Origin of the sequence: Thiocystis violacea, from assembly GCF_016583575.1 — a bacterium.
Classification (GTDB): Bacteria; Pseudomonadota; Gammaproteobacteria; order Chromatiales; family Chromatiaceae; genus Thiocystis; species Thiocystis violacea.
The window spans coordinates 48816-70572 of sequence record NZ_NRRG01000026.1; the positions used below are offsets into that span (position 1 = coordinate 48816).

18 protein-coding genes and 1 tRNA gene are annotated in these 21757 nt (G+C 64.1%); 13 read left to right on the top strand and 6 right to left on the bottom strand.

What is annotated here, in order from left to right; all coding sequences use genetic code 11:
- Positions 1-18: 18 nt before the first annotated feature.
- Positions 19-2169 carry a putative bifunctional diguanylate cyclase/phosphodiesterase gene (locus CKO27_RS13410; RefSeq protein WP_200375410.1) on the bottom strand — a complete coding sequence of 717 codons (2151 nt, stop codon included), beginning with the start codon at positions 2167-2169 and terminating at the stop codon, positions 19-21.
- Positions 2170-2436: 267 nt separating this feature from the next.
- Complete coding sequence (locus CKO27_RS13415; protein ID WP_200375411.1) at positions 2437-2826, bottom strand: DUF3775 domain-containing protein; 390 nt, start codon at positions 2824-2826, stop codon at positions 2437-2439.
- Between the two features lie 197 nt (positions 2827-3023).
- Here CKO27_RS13415 and CKO27_RS13420 point away from each other — a divergent pair, with 197 nt between their 5' ends.
- From CKO27_RS13420 to CKO27_RS13430, 3 genes are all read left to right on the top strand, one after another.
- A complete protein-coding gene (locus CKO27_RS13420; RefSeq protein WP_200375412.1) occupies positions 3024-4166 on the top strand; it encodes a lipocalin-like domain-containing protein in 1143 nt (380 codons plus the stop codon).
- Positions 4167-4253: 87 nt separating this feature from the next.
- Positions 4254-5756, top strand: coding sequence for a c-type cytochrome (locus CKO27_RS13425; RefSeq protein WP_200375413.1), 1503 nt, complete (start codon positions 4254-4256; stop codon positions 5754-5756).
- Positions 5757-5852: 96 nt separating this feature from the next.
- A tRNA-Met gene (locus tag CKO27_RS13430) sits at positions 5853-5929 on the top strand.
- 501 nt (positions 5930-6430) lie between these two features.
- Here CKO27_RS13430 and CKO27_RS13435 read toward each other — a convergent pair.
- Positions 6431-6790 carry a CCDC90 family protein gene (locus CKO27_RS13435; protein ID WP_200375414.1) on the bottom strand — a complete coding sequence of 120 codons (360 nt, stop codon included), beginning with the start codon at positions 6788-6790 and terminating at the stop codon, positions 6431-6433.
- 673 nt (positions 6791-7463) lie between these two features.
- Positions 7464-8156: a lysozyme family protein gene (locus CKO27_RS13440; protein ID WP_200375415.1), complete on the bottom strand. Its 693-nt coding sequence runs from the start codon at positions 8154-8156 to the stop codon at positions 7464-7466.
- Between the two features lie 198 nt (positions 8157-8354).
- Here CKO27_RS13440 and CKO27_RS13445 point away from each other — a divergent pair, with 198 nt between their 5' ends.
- The 7 genes from CKO27_RS13445 to CKO27_RS13475 all read left to right on the top strand — a co-directional run bounded on the left by CKO27_RS13445 (position 8355) and on the right by CKO27_RS13475 (position 17459).
- A complete protein-coding gene (locus CKO27_RS13445) occupies positions 8355-9200 on the top strand; it encodes a DUF1845 domain-containing protein (RefSeq protein WP_207280814.1) in 846 nt (281 codons plus the stop codon).
- A 221-nt stretch (positions 9201-9421) separates the two neighbouring features.
- Positions 9422-10057 (top strand): STY4526/YPO1902 family pathogenicity island replication protein, encoded by a 636-nt coding sequence (locus CKO27_RS13450; protein WP_200375416.1) that lies wholly within the window; start codon positions 9422-9424, stop codon positions 10055-10057.
- On the top strand, positions 10050-10685 hold the full coding sequence (locus tag CKO27_RS13455; RefSeq protein ID WP_200375417.1) for a M23 family metallopeptidase: 636 nt from the start codon (positions 10050-10052) through the stop codon (positions 10683-10685). Before CKO27_RS13450 ends, CKO27_RS13455 begins: the two co-directional genes overlap by 8 nt.
- Positions 10682-11080 (top strand): hypothetical protein, encoded by a 399-nt coding sequence (locus tag CKO27_RS13460; protein ID WP_200375418.1) that lies wholly within the window; start codon positions 10682-10684, stop codon positions 11078-11080. The genes CKO27_RS13455 and CKO27_RS13460 overlap by 4 nt, the downstream gene beginning before the upstream one ends.
- Positions 11061-12068, top strand: a complete 1008-nt coding sequence (locus tag CKO27_RS13465) for a conjugal transfer protein TraF (protein WP_200375428.1) — start codon at positions 11061-11063, stop codon at positions 12066-12068. The genes CKO27_RS13460 and CKO27_RS13465 overlap by 20 nt, the downstream gene beginning before the upstream one ends.
- A gap of 13 nt (positions 12069-12081) precedes the next feature.
- Positions 12082-13524, top strand: a complete 1443-nt coding sequence (locus tag CKO27_RS13470) for a conjugal transfer protein TraH (protein ID WP_200375419.1) — start codon at positions 12082-12084, stop codon at positions 13522-13524.
- A 35-nt stretch (positions 13525-13559) separates the two neighbouring features.
- Positions 13560-17459, top strand: a complete 3900-nt coding sequence (locus CKO27_RS13475; RefSeq protein ID WP_200375420.1) for a conjugal transfer protein TraG N-terminal domain-containing protein — start codon at positions 13560-13562, stop codon at positions 17457-17459.
- On the opposite strand, the gene CKO27_RS13480 is transcribed toward CKO27_RS13475, so the two are convergent.
- Positions 17428-18093 carry a cold-shock protein gene (locus CKO27_RS13480; RefSeq protein ID WP_200375421.1) on the bottom strand — a complete coding sequence of 222 codons (666 nt, stop codon included), beginning with the start codon at positions 18091-18093 and terminating at the stop codon, positions 17428-17430. The two genes, CKO27_RS13475 and CKO27_RS13480, sit on opposite strands and share 32 nt — an antisense overlap.
- Before the next feature lie 645 nt (positions 18094-18738).
- On the opposite strand from CKO27_RS13480, the gene CKO27_RS13485 reads away from it, so the two are divergent.
- Positions 18739-19035, top strand: a complete 297-nt coding sequence (locus CKO27_RS13485; protein WP_200375422.1) for a type II toxin-antitoxin system TacA family antitoxin — start codon at positions 18739-18741, stop codon at positions 19033-19035.
- The gene (locus CKO27_RS13490) at positions 19032-19514 is read left to right on the top strand and encodes a GNAT family N-acetyltransferase (protein ID WP_200375423.1); all 483 of its coding nucleotides are present in this window, start codon (positions 19032-19034) and stop codon (positions 19512-19514) included. The genes CKO27_RS13485 and CKO27_RS13490 overlap by 4 nt, the downstream gene beginning before the upstream one ends.
- 419 nt (positions 19515-19933) lie before the next feature.
- Here the strand turns inward: CKO27_RS13490 and mobI are convergent, their stop codons facing one another.
- Positions 19934-20539, bottom strand: a complete 606-nt coding sequence (gene mobI / locus CKO27_RS13495) for a conjugative transfer protein MobI(A/C) (RefSeq protein ID WP_200375424.1) — start codon at positions 20537-20539, stop codon at positions 19934-19936.
- Between the two features lie 503 nt (positions 20540-21042).
- Between mobI and CKO27_RS13500 the strand changes: the two genes are divergently transcribed.
- Positions 21043-21690: a hypothetical protein gene (locus CKO27_RS13500; protein WP_200375425.1), complete on the top strand. Its 648-nt coding sequence runs from the start codon at positions 21043-21045 to the stop codon at positions 21688-21690.
- Positions 21691-21757 lie beyond the last annotated feature (67 nt).

Below are 21757 nucleotides of genomic sequence, written 5' to 3' on the forward strand. Positions count from 1 at the left end.
TTCGCATTCGCGCCGGGCTCAGTGGGGATTGAGGTTCCACTCGGGGTGCGTCATGGCCTGGTCCGGCAAGCCGCTCGCGGCACCGCCCGAGGCTCTGGCCCAGTCGATGAATGGCGCGGGCGGTAGCGGTGGCGCGATGAAGTAGCCCTGGAGCCGGTCGCATCCCTGCTCCAGGAGATGCCGCCATTGCGGCAGGGTCTCGACGCCCTGGCCGATTGTTTCGATGCCCAACTGCTTGGCCAGCGCGATCAGTGTCGCGGTGATGAGGGCGTCGTTGGGGTTGGTCGCGGCGCCCTGGATGAAGCCGCGATCGATCTTGAGTCCCCGTACCGAGAGCCGATGCAGGTAGGCCAGGGACGAGTAGCCGGTGCCGAAATTGTCGATGACCAGCCGAACGCCGAGCCGCCGCAACCGTTCCAGCGCCGCATGGCCGTCGTGCGCGTTGAGCAGGGTGCGCTCGGTGATCTCGATGTCCAGCGCGTCCGCCTCCAGTCCGTTCTCCTGGAGAATCCGCTCGATGAGCGCGCTCAGGTCGGGTTGCGCCAGTTGTCGGATCGAGAGGTTGATGGCCAGTCGCAGATCCGGCAGGTCGCTGGCGCGCCAATGGGCTAGGGCGCGGCAGGCGTCGGTGAGGATCCAGACCGTCAGCCGGGTGATCAGGCCGCTGTCTTCCAGGAGCGGGATGAACTCGTCGGGTTGGATGACTTCATCGCGGTCGCGCCAGCGCAGCAGGGCTTCGACGCCGACCAGACGCCCGGAACGGGCCTCGATCTGGGGCTGGTAGTGGAGTTCGAACGCCTGCTGGTCGATGGCCGCCAGGAGGGTCCGCTCCAGGCTGATGCGGTCGTTGGCGTGCCTGTCGAGTTCGGGCGTGAAACAGCGGTAGGCGTTCTTGCCGTCGTGCTTGGCCTGATACATGGCCGTGTCGGCATTGCGCAGCAGATCGTCCGGGGCCGTGCCGTCCCTGGGATAGAGGGTGAGGCCGATACTGGCCGATAAATGGAGCTGGTGCTCGTGGATCCGATAGGGCCGTTCCAGAACGCTCAGCAGTTTGGCGGCCAGGGCCTCGACATCCCGGTCATCCTGGACGCCCTCGGCGAGCACGGTGAACTCATCGCCGCCGAGTCGGGCAACGGTGTCGCTGGCGCGCACGGTTTCGCGCAGGCGGGCGCCGACCAGTTTGAGGATTTCATCCCCCAGTCCGTGTCCCAGGGTGTCGTTGATCGCCTTGAAGCCGTCCAGATCGAGAAACAGCAGTCCGATCTGACGACCGCCGCGTTCGGCGGCGTGCAGGGCATGGCGCAGCCGATCCTGGAACAGGTGTCGGTTGGGCAGTCCGGTGAGGCTGTCGTAGTTGGCCAGGTGCCGCATGCGTCGGTGCGTGACCTTGAGTTCCTTGGCCATGGTGTTGAGCGCCAGGGCCAGGTGCCCCAGTTCGTCGTTGCTGCGCACGTTCAGGACGACGTCGAGATTGCCGCTGGCGCACGACTCGGCGGCCGCGACCATCTCGGAGATCGGCTGGCTGAAGGAGCGCGAGAGCCGCTGGATGAGAATCGCGGCGATCAGACCCAAGAGCAGGAAGGTGAAGCCGGCGCCAAGCAGCAGCGAGCGGCTCGCGCGTTCCCACTGGCTCGTAACCTCTTGATCGAGCACCCGCAACGAGGTTCGCAGGGCCACGTTCGACAGCTCCAGGACCGCGTAGCCGGCGATCCGCTGGCCCTCGCCGATCATGAAACTCAAGCGGCTGAACTCCGGCCGGGCATCGAGCAGCGGCTGCTGGGGCAGGAGATCCGTCGGGATCGGCAGGATCCGGCCGCGTCTGGCGTTGGCGACGGTTCCGTCGGTCAGGATGCGTTTGTCGAGACCGGCGATGATGAAGGACCGGATCGGCAGCCAGCTCTTGACCCGGTCGATTTCCTGGTTGAGTCCCTGGATATCCGCCTCGACGAGCCGCGGGAAGAGGTGCGCGCTCAGATAGCCCGCGCTGTTGAGCAGCACGTTCTTTTCATTCAGCGTTTGCGTCTCCTCGAAGGCGCCCTGGATGCGTGGACGCAGCTCATCGAGCATCCTGTAGCCGAGCCATCCGGTCAGCGACAGCATCACGACCATGAGCCCCGCCAACAGCAGGGTGAAACGGAGCGCCAGACGACCTCGGATAGTGCGAAGCATGGTTCGACGTTCGATCCCTTGAATCTTGATGCCTCCTGTCGTGCCGAGTGGGCGCGACTCCCGGACGCTCCCTGGCGAAGCCGAGCCGGGAGTCAGGGGACCATTCTAAGGCAAGACGCCGATGGGGGAGGCGGCGCGCGCCGGGTGGGGCGCGACCAAAAGTGATTCCTAAGGGTGCTCGGAGCGTAGAGGATGGGCAGGCTTCGCTTTACTCGTCCTCCTCTACGGGTGATGGCGCGGTGCGCATCGCTTGCGGTCGCATCCGGGTCAGTCCTGGCAGGAATAGCCGTGCGCGATCAGACCTTCCTCCAGATCGTCCGAGACCATGGGGTGCGAGAGCAGATAGCCGGCGGCGTTGAGCGAGTAATCGCCGATGGCGTCGTCCACCGCGCTCTCCCACTCCTCGATGCCGTAGTCGCCCCGACCCAGCCACATGAGCGCCACCAGTTCCGCGCGCTGGCGCTCGCTCATACCGCCGATCGCGTGGGTCATTTCAAGCAGGGTGTAATCGTCGCTGTGATCGGCGAGGAGTTGGAGCGCCCAGTCCTCGGTTGGGCTGGCTGGCGAATCCGGTAGCACCACCTCTTCCTTGGCTTGGAATTCTCGTGCCTTCTCGATGATGTGGCACAGTGTTTCGAGTTTGATATGAAGCCTCATCCGAGGTTCCTCCCAGTGGCGGCCTTCCCCCAGGCGTCGCGCCGCGCGCGGCCTTAAGGGAAGCCTTCGGACCCCGAGTTTACTCCGATCGCGCGGCGGACCGGTTGGGACTGGCGCACGCTTTCGCAAGCCCTGTGCCTGGCCCCGTTCGTCCCTATGTTGCATGAATATGGCCTTGGGATGGACGGCGGCTTCGCATGAAAATCTGGATTCGTGCCATCGTGGCGATCGGGGTTCCGGTCCTGGTCGGGATTCTCTGGCTGCGCGTACTGGAGGCGCCGGAGCGCGTCGAGAATCCATCTCTTGAGAGTCTTATCGGCGAGGTTGGAACGGGCTTCGCGCCGCTCGACGACGACTGGCGACTGAATCCGCCCCAGGATCACGGCGCGCATCCGGAGACGCGCGGAGAGCTTTGGAACCTCGCGCTCTGGCTCGAGGACACGTCTGGTGCGCGCCACTGGATACAATTCAACCTCGCCCGTCTCGCCCTAAGTCCGGCGCCCGTCGAGCGCGCGTCGGGCTGGGCCACGAATCACTTGTATCGCGGCCAACTCGTCAGGCTGTCCGATGGGGACAGGACGACGCGCGCGCAAGAGCGTCTGAGCCGCGCCGCGCTCGGGCTGGCCGGAGCCAGCGTCGAGCCCCCGCGCGTCTGGCTGGAGGATTGGTCCTTCGAGAGCGCGGCCGATCCCGATCGCTTGATGGTCAAGGTGCGGGGAGGCGAGACCCAACTCGACCTCATCCTGACCCAGGACAAACCGGCGCTCGCCGGCGACCGGTTGCAATTATTCGCGCGCGAGCGGGGCGATCCGGGCGTCCACGCCTATCTCCTGTCGCGCTTGAGCGTGACCGGGACACTGGGTGTCGATGGGCGGATCCTGCCGGTGCGCGGAAGCGCCTGGCTCGATCATGCCTGGGGCGGGATCGGCGCGGACCAGGGTCGGCTCGGGCTGAATCGATTCGCCGTCCAGCTCGATGACGGACGCGATCTCATCTGTCTTGAGATCCGCCGTCAGGACGGCTCCGGGCGGCCGATTCCCAGTTGCGCCCTCATTCACGCCGATGGCGCGATCCAGAGCTTTCAGCGCCGCGATCTGGCGCTGGAGGCGACCCGGTCATGGACGAGCCCGCGCACGGGTCGGACCTATCGTCTGGACTGGCGGCTCGCCATCCCGCTGCTGGATCTGGAACTGGCGCTGCGGCCATTGGTCGAGGATCAGGAGACGGACCGCTCCGCGCGCCTCTGGAGCGGCGCGATCCGGGCCAGCGGTCGGCAGGGCGAACGCCCCATCTCCGGCGTCGGGCGGGTCGAGCTGGCGATTGCGCCCGATCAGCCATGAGCGTGTCCCGCGCTCGACGTGCCACCGCGAACAGAATCGAGGTCTACCATGACAATCGACGCCCCATTGATCGGCCGGATCGGTAGGATGGGCAGAGCGCAGCGTGCCCATCCTGTACGCTCCGAGGCTCAAGATACAGGGTATGGTCCAGGACTTCGACGGCTCGGTTCTTGGTTCGGTCCGCTGCTTGCGACCCTGCTCCTGACCGGCTTGGCCGGTTGCGATTCCGGGACCAGCCCCCGGGATGGCATCGCCAAGGCCGAGGTCGGGCGCGTCCCGGCCCACCCGCAACGTCCGGGGGATCCGGCGCGCGGCTATGAGGCCTTCGTCAACCGCTCGATCGTGACCTGCGGGATTCCCTACGGCGTTTATCGCCGCCTGCGCGAAGGCGGCCCGACGGAGACCCACCAGCCAGTACCCGGACGCACCGGCCGCAACGCCGAGCTGCCCTACGGACTCACGGCCCATGTCGCCGCATCCGGCGTCGAACTGGTCACCTCCAATTGTCTCGCCTGTCACGCCGCGCCCATCAATGGTCGACTCGTGATCGGTCTTGGCAACGAGTTCCTCGATCTGACGGTCGATCCCCTGCTCGGCATCGAAGCCGCCGGGGCCATCGCGATGAATGAGGCGGAGCGCGCGGAATGGACGCGCTGGGCGGATCGCATCACCGCCATCTCCGACTACATGATGACCGATACCATCGGCGTGAACTCAGCCAGCAACCTGACCCTGGCCCTGATGGCTCATCGCGACCCCAAGACGCTGGCCTGGTCGAACCGGCCGTTGATCGAGCCCCCGCCGGAGAAACCGCTGCCGGTCAGCGTCCCGCCCCTGTGGAACGTTGGCAAGAAGCACGCGATGTTCTACAACGCGGAAGGGCGGGGCGATCACGTCCGCTACATGATGCTGGCCTCGACCACCTGCACCGACTCCGTCGAGGAAGCCGCCGCCATCGACGCCTGGTTCGTCGACGTCCGTGCCTACTTCACGACGCTCAAGCCGCCGGAATACCCCTTCCCCATCGATCCCGGTCTGGCCGAACGGGGCTACGCCCTCTTTCAGGAGACCTGCAAGGAATGCCACGGCACCCATGGCGAGGAGGCGCGCTATCCCAACAAGGTCATCGCGCTAGGCAAGGTCAAGACGGACCCCATGCTGGCGCGCAAAGGATTCGGCGAAGCCGACCGCTTTCTCCGCTGGTTCCAGTCATCCTTCTACGGCGAGCTGTCGCAAGCCGCCCCCGCGCTCGGCTATATCGCCCCCCCGCTCGATGGCGTCTGGGCCACGGCCCCCTACCTGCACAACGGATCCGTCCCCACCATCGCCGCCCTGCTCGACAGCCGCCAGCGACCGACCTACTGGGAGTTCGACCGCGCCGGCGACGACCAGCCGGCCTATGATCGCGACCGCCTCGGCTGGGCCTACCGCTCGCTGGATCACGGCAAGGCCGGCGCCATGGGCTGGGACGAGCGCAATCGCCTCTACGACACCGGTCTGAGCGGCTACGGCAATCAGGGCCACACCTTCGGCGATGACCTATCGGACCCCGAGCGCACCGCCCTGATCGAATACCTCAAAACCCTCTAAGCCTCCCAGCGGACATGAAACGAGAGGCCAATCCTCATCGAACGTAAAAAAGGGGTTGCACGACCGGAGATGCTTCCGTATTATTAGCGGCTCAGGTGCGGGGTGGAGCAGTCAGGCAGCTCGTCGGGCTCATAACCCGAAGGTCGTAGGTTCAAATCCTGCCCCCGCTACCAATTAGAACAAGGGCTTACGGTTAACCGCCGCAAGCCCTTTTTCGTTTGTGGCCGTTCATGTAGTCAGGTTTCAGAAATCCGAATCAACGCGGCGGCCAAGATCTTCCTCGGCGATGCTGGGGATCGGTGCCCTTGGACGAATCCGGCCCGGAATCGAAGCCTCGAGATTATCGAAAATGCCCAGCGGGGCATCTCGCCCATGAAGCGCGTCCATTCTCCAGGAATCATCTGGACGACATTGCCGGAGTCGTCGACGCGATGGGCGCGCGGACCCCCGCCAGCCGCGATGTTCCAGGGTTTTCATGACCTGGAATGGCGTCAGAATCCAGTTTGTGATGAACGGAATCGCCCTGATCGGGTGGGATCGCCTGGCTACCTTCAATTCGCGCACCGGCGCAGATAGACTTGCTTTCAGCCGTTGCCGAATCTCTCATGGATCGGTGAAGGTCAGTGCCTCGGGGCGGGTGGTGCCGTGTCGGGGCCTGTTTATGTCAGGGCGGATCAGATCAGCTTCGCGACCTTCATCAGCACGCCGATGATGACCGTGGTTTGTAGCAGGCCAGCCGCGATCACCCAGCGGGTCAAATCGGCCTTTGTCTCGGCAATGCGCGCGCCAGTTTCGGCGAAACGAGCATCCATCCTGAGTTCCGTTTCGCGAAGATCCCGTTTCAGTTCGACGCGCAGCGATTCAATGTCTCGCCGCAAATTGTTTTCGTGCGCGTCCACTTCTGCTTTCGTCGCCATCTGCCGATCAAGGATCTCGGCAAGTGCGCGGGCTTGAGTGGCGGCTTGCTGTTCGCTGAATCCGCCTGCCCTGAGGGTTTCGGTATAGGCCAGCGTGTCCAGAATAAAGGTCGTCATGATGTGGTGCTCATGGAATACCGTGTAACGTCAGTCTATCCGTTTTCTACTTTACGCGGCGTAGCGGAGCCCCTGCCTGCTCCAGCGACCAACCCTCCAGCTTGGTGTGCCACTGGCGCGGCAGATCCAGCGGACGGCGGCGATAGCGATAGTGTTTCCCGGTGGTGGCGAATGAGGGACACGATCTTGGATGTAGGTCCGCGAGGCATCGGCGACGAGAAGATATTGCTTCCGCGCGGCGACCTCCTCGGCGTCCGCCTGCCGTTGCGTATGCGTATACGAATGGCGAACATTGGCCAATTTCGCGCATTGCGCGAAAAATTTTGAGCCAAGGTGCTTGGGGGTAATCGTAACTGATTGAAAAATGGCGCGCCCGACAGGATTCGAACCTGTGACCCCAGCCTTCGGAGGGCGGTGCTAAATATATAAATCAAACACATACGCGAGCGCCCGCAACGATTTCGCGCATAGTGACGCATATATATGCACAGCTTTTCGCACAGTTTCGCACAACTGAAAGGCCGTCTAGGAATATCCAGGGTCAGGCCGGCACTAAATTTCCGTACCTCGCCGACCAGCCGATTGAAGACTTCCGAGGGATAGTAACCCGAGTCAACACCTTGCGGTCGTCATGCTGACGTAACCGACAGGTCGTCACTGCGGCCATCAGCCATCAGCCATCAGCCAGCGCCTTCGCCATCTTGAGCACGCGGCGCCCATAAGCACGAGCGATGCTCTCGTTGTTCCAGTGATGGTAACGCCCGACACCGAGTTCCAGATCGCCCGGCGCCGAGGCGATCGCCTCGACCAGGATGCGCGCGGCGATTTCCAGATTGGTGCGGGCCTCGAGCAGATCGGCGGGGTTAGCCACCTTGTCGCCATGCCAGCGCAGGTTGACCTGCATCAGGCCGACATCGATGGCGAGGGGACGATAGCGGGCCGTCAGGCGCTGAAGCGCCAGGGCGGCCTCCGCGCGGGAACGATGGAATTGCGGACCCTCTGGGCCACGCAGGGTATAGGGCCAGGGCGCGGAGGTGTGCGCGCCGACCCCGTGACGGCTCTCCTGTAGCGCCACGCCATAGAGCAGTTCGGCATCCAGTCCGTAGCGAGCCGCGACCGTTTCCCAGAAGGTGCCGCGCAGGAAGGCGCTGGAGGTGGTGGCGCCAGGGTGGAGAGGGGCGTGGATGGGGCCGGTCGCCTGGGGTGCGACCATCGTGCGCGGGGTTAACCCCGGCGTCCGTTCCGGTGCCGCGATCGGTGTCGGCGCCGACGTGGCCTGGATCAGCCGGATCAAGGGTTGCGCTTGAACCAAGGAGGTCGTGGCTAACCACCACAGGAGCAGGAATGAACGAGAGAGAACGCGCATTGATGACTCGTCGGGTGAATGAAGCGAAAGGCCATCGCCAAACCTCGACGGAGTCTATCCGAGTCGCGCACCGGTTGAACTCCGAAACGGTGTTTGCGTCGCCCCACCGTTATTAGGCATGAATCGAGCGGGGCTGGATTCACCGTAGCGCGTTGCGAGAGCGGATCACCATCGGCACGATGGCCTTGATCGTCGACGATGGGCATTCAGCGCGAGGAGTTCATCGTGGATGAGGGGCGGCGCTTGTCGGTGCCGTGCTCGTGCTTTCTCTCCGACCGTTATTGGGAGCCGCGTCTGTTCATGTCCAGTGAATCCTCCGAGAAAATCGCCCCGATCGCCGTGGATCATCTTCCGACCCTAGCCCCCAGCCACCGCGCACCACTCGCCCAACCGCCACCCATTTCGCGCCGAGCCGCGCGACGCTATCGACATAGTCGTCCGGTGTTCGATCGGGCGGTGCGCATCCACAGCGAATACGTGCGCCGACTGGTCAGTGACCGTCAGCTCAAACCCGCGATGACGGCGTTGTATGGCATCGATGTGATCCTGCGCCTCATCGCCACGGAGGCGCAGGCCGATCAGATCGAGTCGGTGATCGAGGCCCGCCTGATCGAACTGAGCGAGGCCATGACGGAGGAGCGCGAGCGCCTTCGGCGCGAGTTGGAGCGCCACGGCCTGATGGATGTCCATCCGCGTTACACCCATCCCACGGATCTGCGCATCCAGATCGCCTCCCCCCACATCGGCGCCTACACCAATCTGATCGTGGAACTGGATCAGATGATGATCGCTATCGATACCCTCTGGTTGTCCGGCTTGCTCTCGAACAAGGTCCATGCCGAGCGCGAAATCCAGTGGCGCAATCAACTCGGCCAAGCTGGGCAGCGGTTTATCGCCTTGCATCGTCTGGCCTATGCGGAGGCGGAGCGACAGGGGCAACGCGAAGCGGTGGATCGTGAGGCGCGTGAGGTGCTGACCGTGTTGAACGAAGACGACACGGCGGCGGCATCCGCGGATCTTGACCAGGCCGCCGAGGACGACTGAGGCCATCGGATGCTTCCGCCACGGGCGCGGTCTGGCCATGGTTGGTGCGGAACAACGGTCAGAAACGCATTCACGGTTTTCGATTCCAGACCGTTTGATCGGTCGTTATGATGAAGGCCACATCCCTTGGTCGCGCCGCGGCGGAAGTCAATTCGCCGTGTCGAGATCGATTCAACGGTGGAACAGAAGAGGCGCTCACGGTGGAGAAACACAACCCAGCGATGGTCATGCTGAATTATGTGACACAGCAGATTCATGAAGGCAATTATCAGGTGGCGTTGGCCTATGGATTCAATTGGGATGAAATTCGTGCGCTCGAATCGCTGTCGCACCAGGAATTTCATTGGCTGATAACACAGAGCCCGAATTTCATGGAATTCGAGGTGCGTGTCAATCATCAACAGACCCAGATGGCCTTGCAGCGCCTCGCGGCCCAGAAGAAAACCCTGGATGTGCAACAGCGTCTCTTAGTGGCCGGCGCGCCGCGGGCCTTGATGATCCAGCTCTTCGGTTGGATTCCTCAGCACTATTGCAGTCAACGCAAGCTCCTGAGACTCGACGATGAGCTGCCGCGCGGCGGACGTCCGACCAATCCGACACTGAACGAGGAAGAAGACATTCTCGCGGCCTGGGATCAACGCCGCGCCTTGGATCTTCCCGAACGTTACTTACAGACGGCCAGCATCACGCAGGTCACGCTGCGCCAGGTCTGCCGCGCACTCAGTCTGCGCGAGGCGCGCGAGCGCGAGGCCCTGAAGGCGCGGCCGGTCAGGCGGGCGCGCTCCCTGGCCTCTCGTCAGGACAACCGCCAAGGGCCGGTGCGGACCCGCATGGCCGGATTGTCCGCGCTTGTCTGAAACCTATCCGAAGCGTCGCCAGGTCACGGCGCTCCTGTGCCTGGTGCCGCTCGGTCTCGGTGCGGTCGAGGCGGACGCTCAGGCGCGCACCGCCCCCACCATTCGACTCATCACCCAGGACAGCGCGCGGGAGCGCTCGGGCTTGCGGATGATCCGCGCCCGCGCGACCTCCGAAACGCCCGTGCCGGTGCGCGCGGATCCCGTTGAACCATGGAATCTCTGGCCCGTGTCTGGACGGATCAGCTCCGGCTACGGGTGGCGCCGTCATCCCCTCACGCACCGCCGACAGTTCCATCACGGGATCGACCTGGCGGTTCCCTCGGGCACCCCGATCCGCGCGGTGGCGGCGGGACGGGTGTCGTTCAGCGGATGGTCCGGCGGATACGGTCAACTGGTCGAACTCGATCATGGCGAGGGCTGGACCAGTCGCTACGCGCACGGCCAGACCCGGCGAGTTCAGGTCGGGCAGCGGGTGCCGGCCGGCGAGACGCTGGCCACCGTGGGGGCCACCGGGATGACGACGGGGCCGCATCTGCACTTCGAGATCCGCCATCAGGGGGCTTCGCTCGACCCCATCGCCTGGCTGCCGGCCGCGCCGGCGGGCCGATTGGCCGCGAGTGTGTGGTGAAGCCGTCGATTCTGCACCTGATCGAGCGTCTCGGCGGAGGGGTGTCGTTCGTGGAACTGTGCCGCGACATCGATGGCTTTGCCGGACCTCGCGATTGCACGCTTCACACGCAGGTCATCCTCTGGCAAGGGGTTTCCGACGCGGCCATCATCGCCTTGGACGAACTCCAGCAGGCACGCCAGATCGTGCTGGTCGCCTGCCGTGTGCTGGTGTATCAGCTCGACGGGAAAACGCTCCACCTGCCGGTCGCCAAGCGCCGCGACTATGTTTACAAACGCCCCCGCTGGTATCCGGTCGCGCTTTCGACGCCCGCGCAGTTGCGCACGCCTGGTTCGCCGCTGCGGCTGGCACGGCGAACCTTGGGTGCGCGCGATCATGCGTCTGTGCCGCGCTAAGCCGCGCCAGACTGGGCGCGCCCTGCTCGCACTGGGGCTCAGTGGCGCGCTTCTCGCCGCCCGTGCGCAGGAGGCACCACGCTTTTACGAACGCTCGGCGGAAGGTTGGTTCTGGTACCAAGTCGAGCCACCCGCGCCGGCGCCGGATCCTGACCCAGAACCCGTGCCGCCGATCGCGCCCGAACCGCCTCCGCCATCGATCGTCGCGGACGCCCCCGCGCCGCCGCCGCTCTCGGCGGCCTGGCTGCGCGCGAATCTGGAGCGCTACCAGCAGCAGGCGATCGACGATCCCAGCCCCACCAAGGTCGCGCTCTATCTGTATCTGCAGAAAATCGCCCTCGATAAAGCCTCTCGCTTCACCGACGCCTTCCAGCGCGTGGTGCAAAGCGATCCCGCACTCGATGAAACCACCCGTCAGCCGGTCGGCAATTACGCCAACCTACTCAATCGCGTCGCCGGTCAACACCGCGAGGCGGTGCTCAAAGCGCTGGCGGGAGAGGCCGGGATCTGGTTTTTCTATCGCTCGGATTGCCCCTATTGCGCGGCGCAGGCGTCCGTGCTCCGGGTGCTGGCCGACCAGCAGGGATTCACCGTCCAGGCCATCGCGCTCGATGGCCAGCCCCTGCCCAAGGGACTGTTTCCGGACTTTCGCCGCGATGCCGGTCAGGCCGCGCGCCTGGGCGTGGTCTCCACCCCGGCGCTGTACTTGGTGCGCCCGCCCGAGGGCATCGCGCCGCTCGCTCAGGGGCTGTTGTCGCTCAACGATCTTCAGCAGCGCCTCGTGCTGGCGGCCCGCGACGTCGGCTGGATCGATGAGGCGACCTATGCCCGCACCAAGCCCACGGTGGCCGATCGGTTCCTGGAGGTCGCGTTCGATGCCCCACTGGACGTGTCCGCGGATCCGGCGGTGTTTCTGGATCAGTTACGGGCACGGGCGAGCGGCGATGCCCCGGCCTTCGCGCCCACCGCCCCCTTCGCGTTTGAATAAACCGAGGTCGCTCATGTTCCACGCACGCCACCCCGTCCCTGGGCGCCTCATGGTGCTCCTCGTGCCCCTGGTGGCGATGTCACCCGCGCGCGCCAACCTGAACGCGGAACTGGACAGCCTCTTCGGCACCCTGGTCAATGTCACGGAGCCCAGCGCCCATCTGGGGCCGCGCCGGGGGGTGCTCTCCGGTGGCTCGATCGTCTCGCGTAACCGCCTCGTCAACGTGAATCCGATTTCCATCGTGCCACCGTCCTTCGAGGCCGGCTGCGGTGGCATCAATCTGTTCGGGGGCTCGTTCTCGTTCATCAACGCCGAACAGTTCACCAATCTGTTGCGCGGCATCGCCTCCAATGCGGCGGGTTACGCCTTCAATCTCGCGCTGACCACGATGTTTCCCTCCGGGGCCGAGATCATCGAACAGTTGCAGAAGAAAATCGCGCAGTTGAACGCGCTCTCCGCCAACTCCTGCCAGCTCGCGCAGGGGCTCGTCAACGACACCGCCTCCGCGCTCACCGGCAAGCAAATCGCCGGCGCGAGCCTGATGGCGGATCTGCATGACTTTGGCGATGTCTTCGAGAACCGCACCACCGCGAACGCCGCCGGCCAGGGACCGCTGGAAACCGTCTACGCCAACGCCCCCGCCGAGGCCGCCCGGCAATTCGAGGGGAACCTGGTGTGGAAGGCGCTGACCGATCAGTCCGCGCACCATTGGTACGCCCATGGCGATCAGGATCTGCTGGAGATGCTGATGAGTCTGACCGGCAGCCTGATCGTCGGCTCGGCGGCGGGCGGCTTGCAACCCAGCCCGGAGGGCGGCCTGAGTCTGCCGACCACCACGTTGGAGGCCACGCTCAGCGTCAGCGATCTGCTCAACGGCAGCGGCACGGATGCCGCGCAAACCGTCCTGGTCTGGCGCTGCGCCTCGCTCGACGAATGCCGCTCGCCGACCAAGGAGTCCGTGACCCTTGAAGGACTGATTCCGCGCGTGCGCAACCTCCTGATCGGCGATGTCTCGGGGGCGGGACTGATCCAGAAATTCATGCTCGGCGTCGAGGATCTCACGGCCGAGGAAAAGGGTTTCCTGGAGCACGCGCCCTGGGGGCTGGGCGGGGCGATCCGCACCCTGGCCCGTCAGGAGCCGGGCATGGCGTTCGCCTTCGCCGAGCGGGCCGCGCCGATCATCGCCATCGAGCTGGTCCAGATCATGGTCCGCGACATGCTGAAAAGCGTGCGCCTTGCCAGCGCCGGGTTGCAGCACACCCATAGCACGCAATGGCGGCAACAACTGGAGGCCGTGCGGGCGGACATCTGGAGCGAGTACGACATCCTGGCCGCGCGTTATGGCAATCCCAATGATCTGCTGGAGAGCTTCCGGACCCTGCTCGCGCTCTACAAGGCCCCCAGTTATCTCGATGTCATGCAGGCCAACGGGACTCAGGGCGATGCCGAAGACTAACGCCCGCGCCTGGCCGGCTCAGGAGATCCATTGAGATGTGGACAATCTACTCCATCGGCGATCCGGTGTTCCTCCAACAGGTGCTCAATGCGGTGGCGATGCTGTTCGCCTCCGGGGATTTCGTGCAATTCGTCAGCATCGGCTTTCTCATCGGTTTTCTGATGATCGCCTTCCAGGGGCTGCTGCAGGGTGCCCAAAGCATCAAGTTCCAGAACATGCTGGTGTCGTTCGTCCTCTATTCCCTGCTGTTCGTGCCCACGGTCTCGGTCACCATCGAAGGCGCCTATTCGGGCACCGCGCGCGTGGTCGACAACGTGCCGCTCGGTCCAGCCGTGGTTGGTTCCACGGTGTCGAATCTGGGCTATGGCCTCACGCGCCTGTTCGAGCAGGTGTTCACGACGCCGACGATGACCGAACAGGGCTACGTCGATGCCTTGCAGGTGCTGGCCACGGTGCGCAAGACCGCGCTCTCGCGCCTGACCATGGGCGACGCCAATAGCCCGAGTGCGGGGGCGAATGTGGAGCAGTCCTGGATCAACTATGTGGCCGACTGCGTGCTCTACGGCGTGGATCGCCAGATCGACGGTCTCACCATCGACCGCATTCTCAAGGCCACCAGCCTCGACGAGGCGCTGCAAACGCCGATCGTCACCGGCACGACCGAAATCTCGCTCGGCCTGGCGCGCGAAACGCTGACCTGTGTCGACGCCTATGCCCGGCTCAAGAGCTACACCAGCGCGTCCTTCCTGCCGAGCTTTCAGCAATCGCTCGCCGCCAAACTCGGCACCGCCACGGGAACGGTCACGACACGGGTCACGGGGGCGCTGAGCGCGCTGTCGAGCAGCGCGGTCGATGCCCAGACCTACATGACGATGGCCGCGCTGCTGCCGATGTTCGAGAAGGGTGTCATCCAGCATTATCGGGATCTGGGCGATCAGGGCGCGGCGACCCAAACGGCCCAGGCGATCGCGCAGCGCAACAGTCAGTGGGCGACCGAGCAGAACCTCTTCATCAAAATCATGCGACCCATGATGGTCTATTTCGAGGGCTTCATCTTTGCCATCGGCCCCTTCATGGCCTTTGCCATCGGCCTCGGACCGCTCGGGATCTCGATGGTTGGCAAATATTTGCTGTTCGGGCTGTGGATTCAGTTGTGGATGCCGATCCTGGCGATTTCCAACCTCTACCTGATCATGGCCTCGCAACGCGCGTTCGAGGCGCTGGCGACCCAGAATGGCGCGGTCCTGCCGTCGTTTCGGGCGCTCTACGAGAGCGATCTCCTGTTGCAGACCTATCTGGGCACCGCCGGGGTGCTGATCGCCTCGACCCCGGCGATCAGTCTGATGCTCATCTATGGCAGCGCCATCACCGCCACCCATCTGGCCGGACGGCTGCAGGGGGGCGATCACATCAGCGAAAAACTCACCGCGCCCGATCTCTTGCAGCCGGGGGCGGCGAGTACCGTCGGGCCGCTGATGCAGCACACCGCCCTGGGCGGCACCCACGCGCCGGGCGCCTCGGGCCTGTCCTGGTCGTTCCAGGCGGGGCGGACGGCGCAGGCCACCCTGAAATCCGCCGAGACCCAGTCGGAACAGGCGCAGGAGAGCTTCCAGTCGAGCGTCGGTCAGGCGTTTGCACGCTCGGCGAGCGCCACGCACCAGAGCGCCACCCAGTGGGCGCTGGGAGAGAAATTCGGGGCGTCCTACAGCCAGGCCAGCGGTGCCACGCGCTCGGCGGCGGAAGATCTCTCGCGCGGTTTCAAGGATTCCGGAATCAGCACCGAAGGGATGTCCACGCTGTTGAGCGCGGGGCTGGCCGGGAAACTGGCGGGTGCCCCTGACCTGGGCATCAAGGGCAATCTGGCCGGGAAGATCCAACAGCAATACGGGGTCAACGCGAGTCAGGCAAACGAGATCGCCCAGGCGATCGTGCAACGGGCCGCGACCGACCAGCAACTGAAAGCCGATTTCACCCAAGGACTGTCGTCCGACATCTCGCGCAATCACGGCAACAGTCTCACGGAAGGACTGAGCCAGAACGAGAACACGCAGCTGATCCGCAGCGCCCAGAATGTCCTGAGCACCTCGCAATCCTATGAACAGGCGGCCACCTTTGCACGGTCGCTCGGCACCAACACGAGTTTCAACGCCATCGATACCTCGGGAATGCTGCTCAACCACCCGGCGATGACGCAACGCTTGGAACAGGCCATCGACCGCTTCGCACTGGCGGGCGATGTGGCCCAGCAGGCCGATCTCCTCCTGGCCGGTGGCGTGGTGGGCGATCCGGCGCAAGCCCGGGCGATGGCGGGTATGGGGATGCTGCTGGGTCAGTATGGCGGGGAGCGCGCCGACACCCTGACAGCGGAGGAACGGCAGCAAGCGGAAAGCGCCGCCATGGGCGTCTATTCGGGTCTGCTGGGCGTCAAGATTCCCGAGGGGATCGACCCGCGGGTCAACGCCTCCCTGGCGAACCAAGGACCATCCTTGGGCGGCGTGCGCGCGGCCGTGAACCAGGCCAACCTAGAGGATACCCGCGGCGCGGTCCGTGCGGGTCTGGGGGCCATGCGGGTGAATGCCGATGGCACCCTCGCCGAGGTGGACGGCGGTCACGCGGCGGTAGGCGCCTTCGGCGCCGGGGCCGGACAGTCGGTGTCCGACCAGGGCGTCGCCTGGCGGAATCAGATCCGTTCAGAGAAGCAAGCGCCTCTCGGGGAGGATATCCGCTATCGCGCGCAATTGCCGGCGCCGATCGCCAGGACCGCCCAAGAGCAGGTTGGTGGGGCGATGCGGCACCTGGCGGAGTCCGGTGCCCTGGTGGTCGCCGGAGGGAGCGGGATCTGGAATCAAGCGACCGCCGGTGCCGCCGCCTTTGGGCAGACCCTGGCCGCGGGGGAAGGTTGGGAGGCCGCCAGATTCGCCGGACGTAACGCCGCGCGCAGCGAATCGGGATGGACCGCCGCCCGCCAGGCGATGATCGAGACGCGGTTGGGTCAGGTCGCGGGGCATGGACTCACACCCGCCCAGGAAGACCTCTATCGGGCGGCCTCGGAGACCACGCTGTTCGCCATGGCCCCGAGCGACGCACATCAGGCGGCCCGCGCGGCGGTGGTGGCCGAGGCGGCGTCGGGGGCCACGGGCGACAACATCGCCACCCTGATCGAGCGTTCCGTGGTCTCTCGCGATGATTCCGACGTGCGACTCATCGGGGCCTACAATCGCACGATGCCGCAGGCGGACGTCGAGCCCCCCGTGCCGGTGGGACGGATGGGAGGCCCCGTCCTTCCAGCCTCCTATCCGTCCCCGGACGATGACGGAAAAAAAAACGCTAGCGCCCGGATCGGAGCCATTCCACTGATCCACGGGAGTGTGACCGAGGGCGGCCTTGGGCGCGTGCTGGACCTGATCTCGGCTCCGGAAGCGCACGGCAATTACAACGCCTGGTACGGTCACGCGGATCAGCACCGGGTCGATCTGTCGACCATGACGGTCCGCGAGATCCGGTCATTTCAAGGCCAGTTGTTGGCGCAGGGTAACGGCGGTTCCGCGATCGGCCGCTATCAGATCATTCCCGATACCTTCGATGACTTGATCGCGCGCCTGCACCTCAGTGGAGACGAACGCTTTACGCCCGCGCTTCAGGATCGCCTGGCGCTGACCCTGGCGCGCGATGCGGGCATCAATGGTTGGATCGAAGGACGGATCGACGACCACGCCTTCGCGTTCAATCTGTCGAAAATTTGGGCCGGCTTGCCGAAGGATGCCTCCAACGCCAGTTACCATGCCGGCGTGGGCCAGAACGCGGCGCACATCGACCACGGGGTGGTGGTGGCGACGCTGGCCGGGATTCGTGGCGGGGAGTCATCCTCCGCGACTGGAACAAGGCCCGCGCCGCGGCCAACGGCTAATAAAGGACGACCAGAGCGACAACGATGAGCAGGAACAGTCCCGCGATGAATCGGATGCCCAACCACAAATTCTCCTTTTCGGTCTTCAATCGCTCCTGCTCTTCCAGATAGCCATTCTTCAACCGGGCGACAAGAACGCTCGCGGCTTGTTCGCCACGCCGGATGTCTTCCGCGTTCGTGGTCAGGCGTTCATCCATCACGATCGCGGGTGTGCCTGAGTAGCCGTGGATCGAGTAAATGTAGTTCCCCTCACTCCCTCTCTCCCTGTGATAGCTCAGCCCCAACAGCGCATTCGCCCCCAGTTTCACGGCCAGGGCGATGACGGCGGCCTTCGCCGTCTCGATGGACACATCGGAACGGCATTCGATTCTTGGGATTTCGGACAGCACGCATCCTGAGCGGGGTCGATCCGCCTTGGTGACGAGAAACGACGCAGGCGCAACCAACTGAATGGCGTGTGTAGGCTCGATGCGTAGCGACTGCGCCCGCAAGCCTTTCGGACTCGGAGTCGGATCGAAGCTGATCAGCATCCCCGGTCCAATCGCCGAGGACGGCTGTGGCGGACGAAACGCCGATAGATGGAAGAAATAAGAGCAACCATCGGCCCCGGCGAGAAAACCGTAGCGCTTGTCCGGCACGAATGAGACGACTGTTCCTTCCATTCGAGGTTCCTGGATGATCCTGGTTCGCCGCGGACGCTGACGGGCGGCCGAGTTGATCCGTCAAAGGCACCGGCGACAGGCTGATCTTGACGATCGATCTGGCGGTGCGTCCGTGTGAAGACGACAGCGACGATACCTTGGTCGACGATGAAGGTCACGCAACAACGGCAAAATATCCGGTGCGACTCAGGATCCTGCGGTTAGTGTCCGCGCGCGGGCGATGCCGGGGCCGGTGGTGACTAGTCTTGCGATCAGACCGCTCCCGCGCCGGAAATTCGAGAGCAAACGCGACTGGAGGGCAACGCTGATCAGAGGGTCGCCGGATCCGCGAGACAGGTTTCGATAGCCAAGCTAATAACCCCTAAAAGCGGGTCTCAATTCGAACAGTGGACGCAGGCCGGAGACGTGCTTTGGGCTCATGCTCGAGGCCGAGGCGATTCAATATGGGGAGGTTCCGTCGGCGACGGGCCAGGCGATGGGGTGATCGCCTGTCCACATCCGGCCCTGGGCACGGCCGGTCAATGCGGGTTCCGACGCGCCGTGGTGAGCGCTGAACGGCGCCCACGGACCCGCTGTCTCGATCTTGGTCGCCGCAGCCGCCAGGATATACAATGTACATCTCTCAGATCGATCACGAGTGATCCGATGCCAACTTCGACTCCCCTCGCGCCCGCTCGCCAACCGCTCTCTCGCCCCGTCAATCTGCGCGTTCGCGAAGATATTCGCGACCTCATCGACCAGGCGGCCAAGAGCCAGGGCAAATCACGCTCGGAATTCATGATCGATGCCGCCCGGCGCGCCGCCGAGGAGGCCTTGCTTGACCAAACGCTGGTGCGCGTGGACCGTCAAACTTATGAGCACTTTCTGGCGGTACTGGACCAGCCGCCCTATGGAGAGGGTTACGAGCGCTTGATGCAGGCCCCCAGCCCCTGGAAGACATGAATCTGGAGGCACCCGCTCCGCTGACCGCGGCACATATCGTGTCGGGGTTTTCTTGTGGCGTGGCCAGTCTGGACGACTGGCTGATGCGGCGCGCCTGGGCCAATCAGTCGAGCGGGGCCTCGCGGACCTACGTGGCGGCCGCCTCCGGCAAGGTGAAGGGTTATTACTGTCTCGCCTCGGGGGCGCTGGCGTCGAGCGAAGCCCCTGGCGGACTGCGGCGCAACATGCCAGATCCGATTCCCATGGCCGTCCTCGGGCGACTGGCCGTCGCGCACGACTGGCAGGGGCGCGGCCTCGGTGTCGCCCTGCTGCGCGATGCCGTCGAGCGGACCCAAGCGGCCAGCGCTATCCTCGGGATTCGGGGTCTGCTGGTGCAGGCCTTGTCGGAGCCCGTGGCGGCCTTCTATCGACGCTATGGCTTCATCGCCTCGCCGACCCAACCGCTGACATTGGTGCTGTCCCTGAAGCGGCGGGTGTGACCTCCGCTCAGTGCCGGCGAGGTACGCCGGACGGTCACTCCGAACGGTGCCGCCAATCGAGCACGATTTCGCGCAGGTTGGCCAGCTCAGTGGGGCCGATCAGGCGGAAACGCGCCTATCTGGCCCGTTCGATCAAGATATCCGAGGGCTGTCGGGCGGACAGCAACCAGGTATCACCTATCACCGGACAAGCCACTCCGTGCTCGATGGCCCGATCGATGATCTGAGTGGCGGCGGCTCTACGACCCCGAAGCACAACGCGCCTGGCTCGTCGGTTGCGCGCGTTGGTGCGAGCCGCAGAAATGTCAGGAACTCGACGATGGGAACGATTTCCGTGATGGCCAGTAGGCTTCTTAAAAGGGATTCAGACAGAGGTTTGTCGTTTGGTTAATCTCCTTAAAACGGAGGGCATCGGCCATTCATTCCGGTTGATCGGGTTGTTCCATGATGACCGGGTGATCAGGGTCATGTGGCAGGAGCCCCGTCCCTTTGAATGCCTGATCGATCAGATGAAAACGCAAACGAATGTGACCGATATGGGATTGAAGAATCCGCAACCTGGCGCATTGCGGCTCGTACTTGAGAATCAGATCTTTCTCCCAGTCCGTGAGGCGACCAAATGAACCCAGGCGGTAGTGCTGGCTGATTCGGCCATCCTTGTCCTTGCCGCGCTTGAGATACTTGGTGCGTTGCTTTCCCTGGACGCGATACCACTCGATCTGGAAGATGCCTGGCCCGGAGGTGGCGGCCTGCCGGACCCGCAGTCCGATGCTGCCGCGTTCGCGGGGAGGGCGTGTGCGTCGTTCCCTGAGCATGGCTTCGGTGAACTCGGTTTTGAGTTCGTTCGCGCCGTTCTGTAGCGTCGCGAGGATTTCGCTGGTGCGCTCCGTCACGAGCCTGTCCAGATCCTGCATCTGCTGCATGACCCAGATTGTGCGCGTGTCTTGTTCCAACCCTATCTCCGGACACGCGATCCCCTCGTCTGTCGCCAAGCTCATCTCCACCCCTGTCGCCTTTGACCCCATGTTCACCCCTCAGCAAATCCCACCCCCCATATCCATCCTACTGCCGGGGTGGATTTGAGGGGGCCTTCGCCCCCTTCCCTAAACGGGACCGATACCCACCCTTCCGGCAGGCAGGTCAGCGGCGGAACCGAACCCTTCCGATGATGCTCCATACGGGATTTTGGCGAGAACGCCACACTGATTTCGCCGAGCCAAGACCCTCGCGAGACCGGCATCAGGGCTTACGCGAGCCTCAACACCATCGATCAACGCTAGCAAGGCGGCCGTGGCGCGGACCGCCACGCACTGGTGACCGCATCCCCGACCAAGCGTTATCGCTGAATACGCGTTCACTTGACGCGCGTCTCCGTCGACGGATCCATTCATGATTGTATTCACGCAAGGGATGGCCAGTATATGGAATGGCAGGAGGACTGTCCGGCATAAACGGTGAATCTTTTCATTCACCGTTGCGGCCGGACAGCACCGAGATTATTGATTAGTATGACCACCCAAGCGGACGGATGTCGGTCATCGAACGGACCTGCCAAACAGAAAACGGACACGATCGGACATGGGCCGGACGTGACCGGACAGCGAATAGATGCCAGCGGATATGGATCGGACATCACGGACAGCCTGCGGACGCGCACCTCCAGGGCGAGGATATCCAGGCACGCAAGGCTATCGACGCGTATGCGGTCATGCCACATAAGGTCTCGAACGCTCAACCGTCACCGGCATCCTTCCTCTTGGCCTTGGACGAGATGAGTCGAGGTCATCGCTCCGAGACGCGTCTATTCATCGATACGTACCAGGATTTAATCATTCATGGCGTGAAGAACGGTTATTCAAGCATGCAGATTTTTCGTGCCTTTCACGCGCTCCGATTGCCGCCTCCCATGAGTGAGCGACAATTCAGGCGCTACGTCAGCCAGATCAAACGCGAAACGCGATCGGAAGCCGCGATCATGACTTCGCCAGTGCGGCAACACCCAACACGCGCAAGCACGCCAACGCTCTGTCATCCACCCGCGACGACCCAGGAGCCCCCAGCAGACCTTGACAATGGCGCGGCCGAGCCTGTCTCCGAGCGTTCCGAGCGGGTACCCCTGTTTAAGCGAAAAACCTTTGACTGGCATCCGGAAGTGGATCTAGACGACATTTCCTAATCCTGGTCAAAGCGCCGCATCGCGAATGTCCCGGACTTGACGGTTCTCCTATCTGAGTGGGAGGGAG

What these genes read in the sequence shown, in the direction of transcription:
- CKO27_RS13410 (WP_200375410.1), bottom strand. Translation starts at nt 2,169, where the DNA reads ATGCTTCGCACTATCCGAGGTCGTCTGGCGCTCCGTTTCACCCTGCTG.
- CKO27_RS13415 (WP_200375411.1), bottom strand. Translation starts at nt 2,826, where the DNA reads ATGAGGCTTCATATCAAACTCGAAACACTGTGCCACATCATCGAGAAG.
- CKO27_RS13420 (WP_200375412.1), top strand. Translation starts at nt 3,024, where the DNA reads ATGAAAATCTGGATTCGTGCCATCGTGGCGATCGGGGTTCCGGTCCTG.
- CKO27_RS13425 (WP_200375413.1), top strand. Translation starts at nt 4,254, where the DNA reads ATGGGCAGAGCGCAGCGTGCCCATCCTGTACGCTCCGAGGCTCAAGAT.
- CKO27_RS13435 (WP_200375414.1), bottom strand. Translation starts at nt 6,790, where the DNA reads ATGACGACCTTTATTCTGGACACGCTGGCCTATACCGAAACCCTCAGG.
- CKO27_RS13440 (WP_200375415.1), bottom strand. Translation starts at nt 8,156, where the DNA reads ATGCGCGTTCTCTCTCGTTCATTCCTGCTCCTGTGGTGGTTAGCCACG.
- CKO27_RS13445 (WP_207280814.1), top strand. Translation starts at nt 8,355, where the DNA reads ATGGGCATTCAGCGCGAGGAGTTCATCGTGGATGAGGGGCGGCGCTTG.
- CKO27_RS13450 (WP_200375416.1), top strand. Translation starts at nt 9,422, where the DNA reads ATGGTCATGCTGAATTATGTGACACAGCAGATTCATGAAGGCAATTAT.
- CKO27_RS13465 (WP_200375428.1), top strand. Translation starts at nt 11,061, where the DNA reads ATGCGTCTGTGCCGCGCTAAGCCGCGCCAGACTGGGCGCGCCCTGCTC.
- CKO27_RS13470 (WP_200375419.1), top strand. Translation starts at nt 12,082, where the DNA reads ATGTTCCACGCACGCCACCCCGTCCCTGGGCGCCTCATGGTGCTCCTC.
- CKO27_RS13475 (WP_200375420.1), top strand. Translation starts at nt 13,560, where the DNA reads ATGTGGACAATCTACTCCATCGGCGATCCGGTGTTCCTCCAACAGGTG.
- CKO27_RS13480 (WP_200375421.1), bottom strand. Translation starts at nt 18,093, where the DNA reads ATGGAAGGAACAGTCGTCTCATTCGTGCCGGACAAGCGCTACGGTTTT.
- CKO27_RS13485 (WP_200375422.1), top strand. Translation starts at nt 18,739, where the DNA reads ATGCCAACTTCGACTCCCCTCGCGCCCGCTCGCCAACCGCTCTCTCGC.
- CKO27_RS13490 (WP_200375423.1), top strand. Translation starts at nt 19,032, where the DNA reads ATGAATCTGGAGGCACCCGCTCCGCTGACCGCGGCACATATCGTGTCG.
- mobI (WP_200375424.1), bottom strand. Translation starts at nt 20,539, where the DNA reads ATGGGGTCAAAGGCGACAGGGGTGGAGATGAGCTTGGCGACAGACGAG.
- CKO27_RS13500 (WP_200375425.1), top strand. Translation starts at nt 21,043, where the DNA reads ATGTCGGTCATCGAACGGACCTGCCAAACAGAAAACGGACACGATCGG.